Raw genomic sequence first — 14,065 nt, forward strand, 5'->3', positions numbered from 1 at the left:
ATTCCTTTTTAGAGTTAGGTTTGACGGTTTAGACAGCGTCCAGCATAGCAGATAGCTTGTTGACGGTATTCCAGTTGCGGGCGGTGATGACAACGCCCAGCGCCTTGCCGACCAGCTCGGCCAGTTTGGAACGGCCAATGCCGTCCGGCGCATATAAATAGAAAACCTTGTCGGTTAAATGATATTGCTCAGTATCCGTTTTGACCGAATCCAGTTTGGCCAAATCCGGCTGCTGTGGTTGCGTTTCAAGAAAGAAAAAATGTAGCAGTTTGCCCTCGGTTACCGGAAACGGATTGAGTTCAATAGCCTGTTGCCATTGTTGGGCATCCAGCAGCATTACTTTGGGCTTGAAGCCTTTGGCATCGAAAATGCCCTGACTGATGTCCTCGCTAATTGCCTGTCGATCGGCTTGCTCACTATCAAACACCATGTTGCCGCTTTGAATATAGGTCTGAATATTAGCATGACCTTTTGACGTCATAATGGCGGTGAGTTCTTTCATGGGCAGGCTGTTATGGCCGCCCACATTAATGCCACGAAACAGCGCAATATAGCGATTCATTTCCCTTTCCTTATCAGTGTTTCATTAGCTGTGTGATGTGATGGTATCGCCTGCGCGGATGATTTCCAGTCTTAATTAGAACCAACAGTTTTAATTAAAGCCTTATTCATTGCTTGCATCCGTTCTGGTGCGGCTTTACATTGCCAGATAGCCGGTATGGCGTGAAACATGGCGCTATACCTATTATTGCAACCTCACTTTTAAAAGGATCCACAGTGTTAATTCAGGTGCCAGAGCGAATTGTTCCGCTAGACAGTATTTTACCCGACGAACCCCTATTAATGATGGGCGCAGGCCCGGTACCTATTCCGGCACGGGTGGCGGCGGCGAACGGCATTGTGATTAATCACCTGGGCGATACCATGGCGCAGATTATCGAACAGGTTAAGATTATGTCGCGCTATGTTTTTCAAACTCGCAACGGGCATATTCTAGGTGTCGCGGGACCGGGGTCCGCAGCAATGGAAATGGCGGTGGCCAATCTGGTGGTGCCCGGCAGCAAAGTATTGAGTGTCTGTAACGGTTTCTTTAGCAGTCGACTGGCTGAAATGGCTCAGCGTCTGGAAGCCGAAGTGGTTAAGTTGCAAGTGGCCGAAGGAGAAGCGGCCTCACTGGAAAAAGTTGAAGCCTATTTGCAGCAACATAAGCCGCAAGTGCTGACCATAGTGCAGGGAGAAACATCCAATACGGTGTGTAACCACAACCTGGCGCAAATAGCAGCGTTAGCCAAGCAACATGATTGTCTGGTGATCGTGGATGCGGTTTGTACGCTGAGCACCATGCCGCTGGAGATGGATGAATGGGGAATCGATGCGGTGATTACCGGTGGGCAGAAAGGTTTGTCCTGTATTCCCGGTATATCGTTAATCGGCTTTTCGGATCGGGCCTGGCAGCATATCCAGTCCAGAAAAGATCAGTTACGCCACTGGTGTCTGGATGCCAAGCTGGCAGAACAGTTCTGGTACAAGAAGTCTTATCACTATACCGCGCCGGTTTCAGGTATTCTGGCCATTCATGAAGCGATGCGGCTGATTATTAATGAAACACTGCCAATACGCTACGAGCGTCATTTGCGCTGCTCGCAGGCGTTGCAAGCCGGTATTGAAGCACTGGGACTGCAACTGTATGTAGAGCCTAGTGCACGACTGAATTCGGTGGTCGGGATTAACGTGCCTGCTGGGGTGGAAGGCAAAGCCATTCTCAAATACATGTCGGCCCGTTACCGGGTGGAAATTTCCGGTTCATTTGGTCCCAATATAATCCGTATTGGCCAGATGGGCGAACAGTGCCGTGCGCACAACCTGTTCCGAACTTTGCATGCGCTGGGAGCCAGTTTTATTTCCATGGGCCAGCAGCTTGATTTACCAGCCGGTGTAGCGGCATTGGAAAGTACGCTGGATAAGTACGAATTTCCGCTTCACCCGGAAGTGGAAAAGTTGTCTATTGCCCGTTAGGGGGAAGTCGATATTCAGTCATTTGGCGCCCTAATTGAGCGCCAGCTGCTTGCTATAATATCAAGCTAATGGTTTGATTAAGCTAAGGAATTTGGTGTTTATATCAAATTCCGTCTTACCCTGTTTTACTCTGACTGCTCCCGGTACCTAACCAACAAGCAGAAGACGAGTGTGTAACCGAGAATGAGCAGTATGAACAACGCCTTGAATGACTTTTTTGATCCTCGCTACCCGGATTCCAACTATTTACGACTGGCTGCCAAAAAGCGCATGCCCCGCTTTGCCTTCGATTATCTGGAAGGGGGCTGTATTGATGAAGTCGGGTTATCACGTAATCGTCAGCAGGTAGAGCAAATACAACTGCGCAGTGAATTGCTAAAGCCTTTTGACAAAAGCGATTTAAGCTGTGAGTTGTTTGGTCATCGTTATGACTTGCCTTTTGGGATTGCACCGGTGGGATTGCAAGGGCTGATGTGGCCAAAAGCGCCAGAAATACTGGCCAAAGCGGCGGCCGATTTGAATATTCCCTATGTGCTCAGTACGGTGTCATCCAGCAGTCTGGAGCGGATTGCCGAAGTCTCCCAAGGGAAAGCCTGGTTCCAGTTATATAACCCCACCGATGACAGTATCCGTCAGGATCTGCTTAAACGTATTCATGCAGTACAAATTCCGGTATTGGTTGTGACGGTCGATGTGCCGACCTTTGGTTATCGGATTAAAGATATCCGCAATGGTTTATCCATGCCCCCGAAAATGTCGTTAAGCAATATACTGCAAATGATGGCTCGCCCGAACTGGTTGTATCACACCGCACTGGCCGGAGAACCGCAGATGCAAACCTTAAAACCCTATATGCCTAAGGGGATGCCAGTGGATCAACTGGCGGCCTTTATGAATAATACCGTGATGGGTAGAGTGGATATTGAAGGACTAAAGCCTATTCGTGATAGCTGGAAAGGCCCACTATTAATCAAAGGATTAGTGAGTGAAACCGATGTACAACATGCCATTGCCTTAGGTGCCGATGGCGTGGTGCTATCTAATCATGGTGGACGGCAACTGGATGCCGGAGAATCGCCGGTGCAAACCATGCAGCAGATTACTGAAAAATATCATGGCCAAATCAAGATACTGATGGACAGCGGTTTACGCAGTGGTTCAAACGTGGCCTGTGCGCTGGCCAAAGGCGCCGATTTTACCTTTTTGGGCCGAACTTTTGTCTATGGTGTCGGTGCACTGGGGAACAAAGGCGGTGTACATACAATTAATATGCTGAAAAAACAGCTGGAACAAACCATGAATCAGTTGCGTTGTCCCAATGTTAAAGCGTTACCGGATTATCTGGTGACGTAGTGGTATATCATCAATCTAAATAGTAACTTTAGTAAAGCAGAATAAGCCTAATTATATGATTAGAATTGCCAGCGTTGATGATTTAACGGGTGTGCTGGATTTATATCAACAGCTTCGCCCCCAGGACCCTGATTTGGACAGCCATTTCGCCCAGCAACAATGGCAGGATATCATCAATGATCCGCAGACCCATATTGTGGTTGCCGACATAAATGGTGAGCTAGCCTCAACCTGTGCGCTGGGTATTAACCGGAGTATTGCTAACGGCGCAAGACCTTTTGGCATCATTGAACATGTTGTGACGGCGAGTCAATTTCGACGACAAGGGCTCAGTCGCCAAGTACTGGAGTTTGCTATCGCACTGGCGTGGCAGAAAAACTGCTACAAGGTCATGTTGCTCTCGGGCGAACTATTAACACCGGCTCATGCATTATATGAATCCGTTGGTTTTAAAAGTGGTATAGAAAAAGGCTTTGTGATTAAAGCGCCGCAGTGAGCAACAACAGTGAACAACAAAGACGGGCCAAAGCTGCAACTGAGGCCATATATGGAAAAAAATGCCGTTCAGTTTAACTGAACGGCATTTTGCTTCGGACAACAACAACTTTTATGTTTTACACAATCCCTGAACCGGTGTGGCCTGATGAGGGTCTTTGCACGGCGATTTGCTCGCGATAACGAGACTGACGATAGGTTTGTAACGGATTAATCGCCCCGCCAACCCGCAGTCTCGCCATGGCCAGAATAGGTGACACATCCAGATGGAAAGCGGCTTTGAGTGTATTGCTGGCCATCAGCGCATCGTTGCTCTCCTGATACCCATACAAGGCCTCACGATCCACCAGTTTGGCCTGCACAAAAGAACGTTGTACCGACTCGGCCGAATTCATCAGGCTTTCAATCGGGTCGGTGACATTGTGAGACTGATCCAGCATATAGGCAGGATTAAATCCTTCTGCCCCACGATATTCGGCATCCACCAGCTCATTAAAGATCAGGAACTGTTGATAAGGATTGATTGAACCGCTATCCAGATCATCATCGCCGTATTTACTGTCGTTAAAATGGAAACCGGCCAGTTTTTTAAACTGGATCAGGCGCGATACGATCATCTCGATATTCACATTCGGGGCGTGGTGGCCTAAATCCACCAGAGACTTGGCTTTATCGCCCAGTTCCAGCGCGCATAAAATATTGGTGCCCCAGTCCTGAATCACCGTGGAGTAGAATGCCGGTTCAAACATTTTATGTTCTATAAACATCTGCCAGTCGTCCGGCAGGGCGTTATAGATCACTTTAGTCGAGTCCAGATAGCGTTCCAGCGCGCGGCTAAAATGCTGTTGTCCCGGGTGATTGCTGCCGTCGCCAACCCATACCGTCAGCGCTTTGCTGCCCAGTGTTTTGCCATACTCAATACAATCGAGATTGTGCTTGATCGCCTGTTCGCGGGTGACGGCATCGGTATGAGTCAGGCTGCCGTACTTGTAACTGTGTTTTTGGTCGGCCTGATCCTGAAAGGTATTGGAATTGACCGCATCGAATGCGAGTCCCAAAGCATCTGCCTGTTCGCGCAGGGCGGACATATCATCCACTACATCCCAGGGAAAATGTGGCGACACGGTTGGCGTACAGCGCACCAGACGATTAATCACCGCACAGTCTTGCAGTTTTTCAAAAATATTACGTGGCTCACCGATACCGGGAAAGCGGGCAAAACGGGTACCACCGGTGCCGACGCCCCAACTGGGTACAGCAATACTGAATTGCTGGGCTTGTTTAAGAATATCTTCAATATCGATATTGCTGCGCGCCAGTTTTTCACCTAACGCCTGATAATCTTGATGAATGTCCTGTTTTAACTGCTTGTTACAGTCGTCAATAAAATTAAGGTCTAGCAAATTACTCACTGACATATCCTTGGTAAAGTTAGCGGAGAAAGGCTTCATGCAGGCCACCATCGACACTGATAATCTGGCCGGTGGTCTTGCTAAGCTGGCCAGAAACTAATAAATAGGCCGCTTCTGCCTGATCTTCCGGGGTGATAGGCTGACGAGTTAGAGTACGTTGGGCATAAAATTCTGCCAGTTTACTGCGTAGCGTATCGTCATCGTCATCTGCAGAAAAAGGCACAGCGTATTTACTCAGTGATGCAATTACCCTGTCGCGCGGAAACATGGTACTGCCTTTCACTACGGTTGCCGGTGCCAAACCGTTTACGTTGACCAGTGGCGCCAACTCAACCGCCAGTTCGCGTACCAGATGATTGGCAGCAGATTTGCTGGTGTCGTAAGCCATTGAACCTTTCTTGGCCACCACACCGTTAACGCTAGTGGTTAACACTAGTGCACCGGGTAATTGTTGCTGTTGCCATATTTTGGCCGCTTCGGTACCGACGATATATCCACCTTTTACATTCACCGCAAAACTGGCATCAAACATTTCATCGTGATCCATTCCATTCTGGCCAGGAGCCAGAAATACTCCGGCGGTAACAATCACTTTATCAATCCCGCCATAAGCCAGAATGATCTGGTCAAACATGGCTTTAACACTACTACGATCGGCGATATTCACATTTAAGGCGATGGCCGGGCCGCAGCCGGACAGTCCGCTGCCCGCCACGCCAATTCCCTGGCCATAAATATGCTGCAATTCTTCGGCGGTTTGTCTGGCCGCTTCGATACGTAAATCCGCACACACCACATGCGCGCCTTCGGCAGCAACACGATGGGCGGTGGCTTTGCCTATGCCGTCACCGGCGCCAATCACTACCACAATATCCCTCGCCAGCGGTTTTTCTTTTGGCATACGTTGTAGTTTGGCTTCTTCCAGTGCCCAGTATTCAATATCAAATGCTTCCTGAGCCGGCAGGGCTGTGTATTCGCTGATGGCTTCTGCTCCGCGCATCACTTCAATCGCGCAGTTATAAAATTCGGTGGTTACGCGCGATTCACTCTTGTTTTTACCCCAGCCAATCATGCCGACACCAGGGATTAATACCACTGTGGGACTGGGATCACGCATCGCTGGAGAATCATCGTGCTTGCACTGGTTATAGTAAGCGATGTAATCACTACGATATTGTTCAAGACCTTGTTTGAAGGTTTCAATCAGGCTGTTCAAGTCGCCGCTTTGCGGGTTCCAGTCCAGATACAGCGGTTTAATTTTGGTGCGCAGAAAATGATCCGGACATGAAGTGCCCAGCTCCGCCAATCGCGGTGCATCAACACTGTTGACAAAGCGCAAGGTTGGCTCGTCGGTCTGAATGGTGGCGATAAATTTGGCTTTGCTGGACAGCAAGCCACGGGCCACCGGCAAAAAACGGGTTAATAAATTGTCACGCTCTTGCTCGCTTAAGCTCGAAAACTTGGCACCACCAAAAGTGTTGTCGCCTTTATCATGTTGTTCGATAAAGCGCCCGGCTTGCTCAATCACCCACAACGAGGTTTCATAGCAATCTTTACTTTCATCCTCCCAATTGGTGTGTCCATGTTGTCCTAGCAGCACCCCCTTGATATCCGGGTTTTTCTCATAGACTTCGGCACACAATTTGGCTGCTTCCCAACCGGGACGCATCCAGGGCACGTAGGCCAGTGCACCGCCCCAAACCTTCTGGGTCAGTCGTTCCTGATCCTTGCAAGAGGCGATGGATATCACCGCATTGGGGTGTAAATGATCCACATGTTTGTTCTTGATCATTGAATGTAGCGGGGTATCAATAGATGAGGCGCGCGGGTTAAGACAGAATACGCAATGAGGGAATAACCCTACCATCGCATCTTCTCCGGCCGATTTATAGCCGGTTTCCGGCATTTGTTGATATACCTCATCCAGTGCTTGCAGTTTATCTTCGTATAACGAGGCAAAATTGGCTCTGGTGGCAGTGCGTAAATCGCCGCCTGAGCCTTTTACCCAAAGAATTTCGACTGACTTGCCGGTGAGTGGATCCTTTTCAATTAATTTAGCCGAGGTGTTACCACCACCTGTATTGGTGATGCGCTGGTCTGAACCGAGTAAATTGGAACGATAAACCAGGTTATCGACGGCTTCCAGTTTGTCGGCGACTTCGTCAGACCAGAGGTAATTAACATGGCGAAATTCGTGCTGCGAGTCCTGCATAGATAATATTCCGGCTCTATCAAGTTTGAATGTGCAACCAATTATAATCATCAATCAGTCATTTTCAATCATTAAATTGTCATTATCGAACAATTGTGCTCTAATGTTGTAAATAATGTTAATATTTTTGCTCATTTTGAACGCTTGATTTAGTGTTTCACAACCAAAATATAACAAAGGGCAATCACAATGCTTAAACCACAACGTCATCACCTGATTCTGGATCTTCTCGACGAACGACGGTTGATCACAGTGCAGGAGCTAACCAATGAGCTTTCCGCTTCCGAAGCGACAATCCGCCGCGATCTGGTAGAACTGGCAGAAGAAGGCAAGCTGAAAAAAGTTCACGGTGGGGCTGAATGGCCGGATCAACATAAAAAACGTCGCCTGCAACACCTTGAAGGCAGTGCCTTTTTGGTCGACAAGGAACGTATGACCCGCGAGAAACAGCTGATCGCGCGCAAGGCCGTTGAGCTGTGTGAAGATGGCGAATCCATTATTATTAATGGCGGTAGCTCCACTTATATGATGGCCGAGTATCTGGCCAAACGCGAACTGAATATTCTGACCAACTCCTTTCCTCTGGCACTGGAGTTACTCGAAACCAGCGATAACCGCATTACCCTGCCGGGTGGTGAGCTGTACCGCAAACAAAAACTGATCCTGAGCGCTTTTGAGCACGACACCATTAAACACTATCACGGTACCAAGATGTTTATGGGCACGCCGGGTATCGGTGATTACGGGGTAATGGAGTCCGATCCTCTATTGATTAGTGCCGAACAAAAACTGATGCGGCAAGTGGATCAACTGATTGTCTTGGCCGATTCCAGCAAGCTAGGCAAGCGTTCCAACTTTATTCTTTGCCCACTGGAGGAAGTCGATATTTTGATTACCGACAGCGGCGTGGATGAGAAATACCTGCGTCTGTTTGCAGAGCACGGTGTCCAGACGATTATCGTCGATGCAGATAAAACCTGACAATTAAAATGATAAGGGGAGTGTATTAGGGTATGGGAAATCAAGAGTTTGAGCGTTCGCCGGTCACGGCCAATCGCTTGCAACCTGCCAGGCATTTTGCCGCCAGTTATGCCGGAGAACATGTCGCCGGTACCGAGTTTGTGATTGGTGCCATGTTTGTTACCTGGGGTGTGGGCACCAGCGATATCCTGTTTGGGTTGTTGCTTGGTAACTTGTTGGCGGTATTAACCTGGGCGCTGGTATGTGCACCTATTGCGGTGAACACGCGCTTAACCTTGTATGCTTATCTGGAAAAAATTGCCGGACCGGGCACGATCAAACTTTATTCTATTGTTAACGGCGCACTGTTTTGTGTTCTGGCTGGTACCATGATTACGGTGTCTGCCTCGGCGGTACGTATTTTGTTCGACATTCCGCCTCAAGTTAACTGGTACCCTACCAGTACCGGATTTGTTGTCGTGGCGCTGGTTGTGGGTGCTGTGGTGGTAGCCATTGCCGCTAAAGGTTTTAAACGGGTCGCCCAGTTTGCCGAAGTCTGTGCACCCTGGATGATTCTGATGTTTTTTGCAGGCGCACTCGCATTGTTACCTTTATTAGCCAGCATGACGCCCGGGATTGATTCAATCAGCAGTTTTGCTGAATTTAAAATCGCAGCCGATCAATATATCTGGGTTGCCAGCAGTAACAGCGAGCTGGGACTTTGGCACGTTGCCGCCTTTGCCTGGGTGTGTAATTTCGCCATGCATGGCGGGCTGTCCGATATGACGGTATTACGTTTTGCGCGACGTGCCAACTACGGATACTTTTCTGCGCTGGGGATGTTTATCGGCCATTTTGCGGCCTGGATTTGCGCCGGTGTAATGGGAGCGGGCGCCGCAATATTGTTAAAAACCTCGGTGGCGGCGCTGGATGCCGGTGAAGTGGCGTATCAGGCATTAGGAGCGGCTGGCATTATTGCGGTGATCATCGCTGGCTGGACCACATCTAATCCAACAATTTATCGTGCCGGTCTGGCATTTCAGTCGCTTAATCCCAAATGGGATCGGGTTAAGGTGACAGTGGTAACCGGTGCCGTGACGACTGTGATCGCCTGTTTTCCGTTTGTTTTTTCCAAACTGATGGATTTTGTCAGCATTATGGGGCTGATTCTGGCGCCGGTTGGTGCGGTAATAGTGACCGAACACTGGCTCTTCCCAAAACTGAATCTGACCCGTTACTGGTCATCTTATGAAAAACGTTATACCAACTGGGCAGCAGTCATAGCCTGGGGCGGCGCATTGATTGTTGCCTTGCTATGTTATTCAGCCGGAGTACACCAGTTCTTCCTGATTATTCCCAGCTGGATTGCTGCCACCCTGATGTATATCCTTGTGGCCAGAATGATGGGGGCAGCCAGACAGCATCCCGCTGAGCAGCAACAGCAAGTGCAACAACAGCAACGGCGGATTGAAGCCGAACAGCGTTTTTTAGACAATCTGGATGTTGAGCATACTGCTAGCGATGAAATCGCCACCGGTGGCGGTTTAACTTTACTTAAATGGTTGGCGATTGCCAGTCTGATTGCCTGCGCAGGGCTGGCGATAGCCTGTGCCCAGAACAAGATAGCCCTGGATGTATTCCAGCGTTGGCTAATTTGGCCCAGCCTGATTTATTTTGTCACCGCTACGTTTTGGGCAATAGGGCGAGATAAACAGGAATCCGCTCAGGTTAATGCAAGAGTTGTGGCGCATGAGCAGCAACAAGCTTGACGCTTGCCTGATCATCGATATTGGCAAAACCAATATCAAGTGCGTGTTGCTGGATGAACTGGGCCAAACATTATGGTCCCGTTCACAGCCGAATATTAGTCACACTGACAAGGCTTATCCGTATTTTGACCTCGACGGGATCTGGCAGTGGTTACAGTCCAGTCTTCACTTTGCCAACACTATTGCACTGATTAGCGCGATTAATATCAGTACTCATGGTGCTTGTGCGGTATTAATCGATGAACAGGGAGAATTAGTGTTACCGGTGCTGGACTATGAGCATCCGATCCCCGAGGACATCAGCCAGCAATATGACGCGATTCGGCCTGATTTTACGCAAACGTTGTCGCCTAATTTGCCATTAGGGCTCAATTTGGGACGACAGCTATTTTGGTTACAACAGCAATATCCCGTCGAGTTTGCACGTACTCACCATGTTTTGATGTATCCCCAATATTGGGTATGGCGTTTAACCGGCCAGGCCGTAACCGAAGTAACGTCATTAGGCTGCCATACTGATTTATGGTTACCGGCCGAACAAACCTATTCGTCGTTATTGGATGAACTGGTGCTACGTTCCGCTATGCCGCCCATTAAAACCGGATATGAAGTGGTGGGAGGACCTACCGACGAGGTGTGTCAATCTACCGGCTTATCTGCAAATTGCAGAATATATAGCGGTGTACATGATTCTAATGCGGGTTTTGCCCGTTACTTATATAGCATACCCGACAGACCGGTGACGTTGGTATCGATGGGAACCTGGGTTATTTGCATGACCACCGAACAGCGTTTGAAAAACCTGCAAGAATGTCGGGATACGTTGGGGAATGTGAGCGTTGCCGGCAATCTACTCCCTTGTGCCCGTTTTATGGGCGGGCGGGAATTTGAGCAAATATGCCAACTAACAAATAGTGATATGACCGGTGATTATCAGCCCGATGATATTCAGCAATTGATTGATGATGGCGTGTTTGCCTTGCCGCCTTTTAGTCAAAGTGGGGGGCCCTTTGCCGGGCGCGAAGGACGGATTATCGGCAAGCCTGCATCCGGTAGCGCACTGGCGAGTTTATATCTGGCATTGATGATCGACTATCAACTGGATTTACTCGGTGTGATTGGCGATGTGATTTTTGGCAGTGCGTCACGTAAAAACCCGTTGATGTGCCAGTTATTGGCACAACTTCGCCCTCGTCAGCGAATTCTACTTTCCGGTGATAGTGCCGGTACGGTGGTTGGTGCCTGGTGTTTAACCCGTTGGCAGCAAGCGCCTGATCCTTCTTTAACCCAGTTTGATATTGCTAAAGCAACTAACATCAATGGCTTGTTGATATATCGCGATCGCTGGCGTGATTTGTCAGAGCAAATCGACAGGCCGGTGAGTTTGGCTGGATAAATGGCTTTAATTTAATCCCTTTAATTTGGAAGTAATACAATGCAAAAGTTAGTTCAACGATATATGACGGTGCTGACCTTATTGGTACCGGCCAGTTTATTTTCGGTAGCATCTGTGGCTGCCACGGTCGAATTGGTGCAACAGAATAATCGACTCAAGGTCAGCACTGACAATAACAAATTACAAATCAGTGCCAGCGAAGGTAAACAACTTAAACTATTAGTACAAAGCATCAAGTTCAATTATCAGCAAGCACTGCAATGGGATATTAGTGCCGCTGATCAGAACTCGATTCAACTTACCGGTCACTTTGCGCCCAGTGCCGAGTTTTACCGCACCGTTTACGATAATGATCAACGTCTGGTTAATCTGACCATCAGTAAAGTGAGCGGTGGATTTCGCTTACATGCCACCCCTAAATGGGGGCAACAGGTCACGCTGGAATTAAAAGATCTGGATGATCACATTTTTGGTTTGAGCGAAGGATTACAGCCAGATAACCGTTTGTCACCCGATCTGCGTAATGCAGTGATTCAGGTGGATGTCAACGCTGAAGAGGCCAGTATTCATGAGAACTTTGCTTCTGCCCATTCCGCGTTTTTTATCAGTAGCTTAGGTTATGGATCGTTTTTTGATACCTTCGCACGGGGCACCTACAGCATTGCGATTAACGGTGTACATCGTATTCATCACGATAGTGGAGAACTGGATTGGTATCTGTTTTTTGGGGATAACGGTGCGCAAATTCATCAAGCTTATTTTGATCTGATTGGCGATCCCAAAAGCGTACCCGCTTGGGGATTAGGGCCCATTGGTTGGCGCGATCAAAACGATGGTGGTGCGGCCGAGGTGTTGGACGACATTGAAAAAATGAATCAGCTCGAAATCCCGTTTACCTCCTGGTTTATCGACCGTCCTTATAGTGATGGAACTCATGGCTGGTCAGAGATGAATTTTAGCCCGATCTTTGCCGAACCGGGCAAATGGATCAGTAAAATCCGTGACGATTACGGATTGGAATTTATGACCTGGACCACCCCGGCATTTTTTGGCGCCACGCCTTTTGCCAAGCATTTATTAGGTAGCTTCAGCTATCTCGATTTAACCGATCAAAATAGCGTGGATGCGTTTAAGCAAACATTGGTAGACAAGCAACTGCAATACGGTGTGAAAGGTCATAAAATCGATCGAGCCGACGAAGGCTTTCCGGTTTATGAAAAATGGCAGGACGAATCGGTATTACCGGCCTATCGCCGCAATCAATATGCTTATTTGATGGCCAAAGTCCATGATGAAGCGCTGCGCAGTGTCTGGGGAGATGATCAAATTACCTTCGTGCGTTCGGCGATTCATCGCAGCCAGCCTTATGTCAGCGCTATCTGGGCCGGTGATCCGCGTACCACCTGGGAAGGGTTGCAAAGCAATTTTGCCAATGCCGCGCGCAGTGCCTTTATGGGCTTCCCGGTGTGGGGCACCGATGTGGGAGGCTATCAGGGCGAAGGCTATATTCCTGAAGACTTATATTTGCGCTGGTTACAGGCAGGTAGTATGAGTGGCTTATTTGAAATAAAACTCGATGGTGCCGGTGGTGATGGCAAAGACAGAATGCCCTGGCAATACAGCGAAAAGGTACAAAACCAGTTCCGCGCCATTCTGGATGACCGTATGCAACTGGTGCCTTATTTATATTCACTGGCACAAACCAGTGGTGATAATGGCACGTTGATGCAACCGTTGGCTTATCGCCATCTGGACGACAGCAACACCTATTCAGTGTGGGATGAATTTTATGTGGGCGACGGGATTTTAGTCGCACCGGTATTCGAGCCCGGTGAACATCGCAGTGTGTATTTGCCACAAGGTCAATGGCGTGATTTTGATGATGCCAGTGTGCGTTTTGAAGGAGGTAAAACGATCAAGGTCGATGCACCACTGAGCAAGTTGCCGCGTTTTGTTCAGGCTAATAGTGTATTTGTCACCGGCAACCTGTATGCGGGTAATAGCAAATTATGGCAACAGCAGCCTAAACAACTGATTATTCATGTTTTCCCGGGTGAAAAAGATAGCCAAAAAGCATTTACCTACGTGGATATGTTGGATAAGGATCAACACAAAATTATCAAACTGGAGCGCAGTGCCAAGCAGATAATCGTTAGCAGCCCCGCAATGAGTTATTTGCGTCAGTTTGAAGTTGTGTTGGATGCCAAGCCGCATAAAGTACAAATTAACGGTACTGAGGTAGATTTTGCTTACGATGCACAAAGTAAGCTGCTAAAGGTTAAATCTGCTCTACAGTCTGATATTAGTCTGGCGATTAGTTTGTAACAGGTACTTAATCGTAGTTCGATTTACTCACAAAACCACCCGGCAGGGTGGTTTTGTTTTTGTGCTTATATGACCGCTACGACCCTAATCCAGTTGCCATGTTAAGCCGACTGGCTTAGTCTGCCTG

10 protein-coding genes are annotated in these 14,065 nt (G+C 48.4%); 7 read left to right on the forward strand and 3 right to left on the reverse strand.

What is annotated here, in order from left to right:
- Nucleotides 1–28: 28 nt before the first annotated feature.
- Entirely contained in the window at nucleotides 29–562 is a 534-nt protein-coding gene (locus tag V1467_RS03145; protein ID WP_416307349.1) for a DUF1697 domain-containing protein, read from the reverse strand.
- A 215-nt stretch (nucleotides 563–777) separates the two neighbouring features.
- Here V1467_RS03145 and V1467_RS03150 point away from each other — a divergent pair, with 215 nt between their 5' ends.
- The 3 genes from V1467_RS03150 (at nucleotide 778) to V1467_RS03160 (ending at nucleotide 3,865) form a co-directional block, all read left to right on the forward strand.
- On the forward strand, nucleotides 778–2,016 hold the full coding sequence (locus V1467_RS03150) for a pyridoxal-phosphate-dependent aminotransferase family protein (RefSeq protein WP_416307350.1): 1,239 nt from the start codon (nucleotides 778–780) through the stop codon (nucleotides 2,014–2,016).
- A gap of 183 nt (nucleotides 2,017–2,199) precedes the next feature.
- Nucleotides 2,200–3,369, forward strand: a complete 1,170-nt coding sequence (locus V1467_RS03155; protein ID WP_416307351.1) for an alpha-hydroxy acid oxidase — start codon at nucleotides 2,200–2,202, stop codon at nucleotides 3,367–3,369.
- A gap of 55 nt (nucleotides 3,370–3,424) precedes the next feature.
- Nucleotides 3,425–3,865, forward strand: coding sequence for a GNAT family N-acetyltransferase (locus V1467_RS03160; protein WP_416307352.1), 441 nt, complete (start codon nucleotides 3,425–3,427; stop codon nucleotides 3,863–3,865).
- A gap of 118 nt (nucleotides 3,866–3,983) precedes the next feature.
- On the opposite strand, the gene rhaI is transcribed toward V1467_RS03160, so the two are convergent.
- Both rhaI and V1467_RS03170 read right to left on the reverse strand, forming a co-directional pair.
- Complete coding sequence (gene rhaI, locus V1467_RS03165; RefSeq protein WP_416307353.1) at nucleotides 3,984–5,315, reverse strand: L-rhamnose catabolism isomerase; 1,332 nt, start codon at nucleotides 5,313–5,315, stop codon at nucleotides 3,984–3,986.
- A complete protein-coding gene (locus V1467_RS03170) occupies nucleotides 5,296–7,488 on the reverse strand; it encodes a bifunctional rhamnulose-1-phosphate aldolase/short-chain dehydrogenase (RefSeq protein ID WP_416307354.1) in 2,193 nt (730 codons plus the stop codon). Before V1467_RS03170 ends, rhaI begins: the two co-directional genes overlap by 20 nt.
- A 189-nt stretch (nucleotides 7,489–7,677) precedes the next feature.
- On the opposite strand from V1467_RS03170, the gene V1467_RS03175 reads away from it, so the two are divergent.
- From V1467_RS03175 to V1467_RS03190, 4 genes are read left to right on the forward strand one after another with little or no spacing between them, the layout of a single operon-like run.
- On the forward strand, nucleotides 7,678–8,469 hold the full coding sequence (locus V1467_RS03175) for a DeoR/GlpR family DNA-binding transcription regulator (RefSeq protein WP_416307355.1): 792 nt from the start codon (nucleotides 7,678–7,680) through the stop codon (nucleotides 8,467–8,469).
- Nucleotides 8,470–8,501: 32 nt separating this feature from the next.
- Nucleotides 8,502–10,217, forward strand: a complete 1,716-nt coding sequence (locus V1467_RS03180) for a nucleoside transporter (protein WP_416307356.1) — start codon at nucleotides 8,502–8,504, stop codon at nucleotides 10,215–10,217.
- On the forward strand, nucleotides 10,198–11,613 hold the full coding sequence (locus V1467_RS03185) for an FGGY-family carbohydrate kinase (protein WP_416307357.1): 1,416 nt from the start codon (nucleotides 10,198–10,200) through the stop codon (nucleotides 11,611–11,613). Before V1467_RS03180 ends, V1467_RS03185 begins: the two co-directional genes overlap by 20 nt.
- Before the next feature lie 39 nt (nucleotides 11,614–11,652).
- Nucleotides 11,653–13,938, forward strand: a complete 2,286-nt coding sequence (locus V1467_RS03190; protein WP_416307358.1) for a TIM-barrel domain-containing protein — start codon at nucleotides 11,653–11,655, stop codon at nucleotides 13,936–13,938.
- Nucleotides 13,939–14,065: the final 127 nt, after the last annotated feature.

The sequence above is a fragment of the Neptunicella plasticusilytica genome, assembly GCF_047922965.1.
Lineage (GTDB): Bacteria > Pseudomonadota > Gammaproteobacteria > Enterobacterales > Alteromonadaceae > Neptunicella > Neptunicella plasticusilytica.